This window comes from Allokutzneria sp. NRRL B-24872 (assembly GCF_002155965.1).
Taxonomy (GTDB): domain Bacteria; phylum Actinomycetota; class Actinomycetes; order Mycobacteriales; family Pseudonocardiaceae; genus Allokutzneria.
This window is the reverse complement of the sequence record NZ_MUMH01000388.1, coordinates 1-873: the sequence shown is the minus strand read 5'-3', so window position 1 is coordinate 873 and position 873 is coordinate 1. Positions and strand designations below refer to the sequence as shown.

1 protein-coding gene is annotated in these 873 nt (G+C 66.0%); it reads left to right on the top strand.

Going from position 1 to position 873, the window contains the following annotated elements; all coding sequences use genetic code 11:
• Positions 1–155 precede the first annotated feature (155 nt).
• Positions 156–873: AAA family ATPase (locus CCN37_RS38230; protein ID WP_143262069.1), on the top strand; the 718-nt coding region annotated here is incomplete at its 3' end.

The window sequence follows — 873 nt, the reverse complement described above, 5'->3', positions numbered from 1 at the left end:
TGACCAGCTCCGGACGGCAGGAGGTCAACCCCTGGTTCCGGGAGCGGTTCAAGGCGCTCGGCACCCCGGTGATCTCCGGCCACATCGGCAAGCTCGTGCACGAACTCAAGACCTTCCTCACCTGAGACCTCACCCGAGACCGAAAGGCTCCGTACATGTCCGACCTGCTCCGCGCTCCCGCCGAGATCAAGTACGCCGAGGAACTCGACTGGCTGGAGTCGATCGACGACAACCCCAAGCCGTTCTCCTGGCGCCTCTCCCCGAAGATGGTCCGCCTGTTCATCCTCGGCTCCGAGCGCGCCGACGGTCTGGACCGGGAGGTGTCGCAGAAGTGGTTCGGCGACCGCAGCTTCGTCGAGCGCTCCATCGTCACCCTCGCCTCCGACCGCGGCCTGCTCCTCATCGGCGACCCCGGCACCGGCAAGAGCTGGCTCGCCGAACTCCTCTCGGCCGCGATCAGCCGCAACTCCACGCAGGTGGTCCAGGGCACGGCCGGCACGACCGAGGACCACATCAAGTACTCCTGGAACGTGTCGATGGTCATCGCCAAGGGCCAGTCCCGCGCGTCGATGATCCCCTCGCCGATCATGACCGCGATGGAGACCGGCACCATCGGCCGCTTCGAGGAGCTGACCCGCTCCACCAGCGACGTGCAGGACGCGCTCATCTCGATCCTCTCCGAGAAGTACATCTCGGTCCCCGAACTCGACGGCGCCGACGGCGAGAACATCGTCTTCGCCAAGCCCGGCTTCTCGATCATCGCCACCGCCAACAGCAGAGACCGGGGGGTCAACGACCTCTCGTCCGCGCTGAAGCGCCGGTTCAATTTCGTCCGCATCCCGGTCGTGACGAACAAGAAGAGCGAGGCCGAGA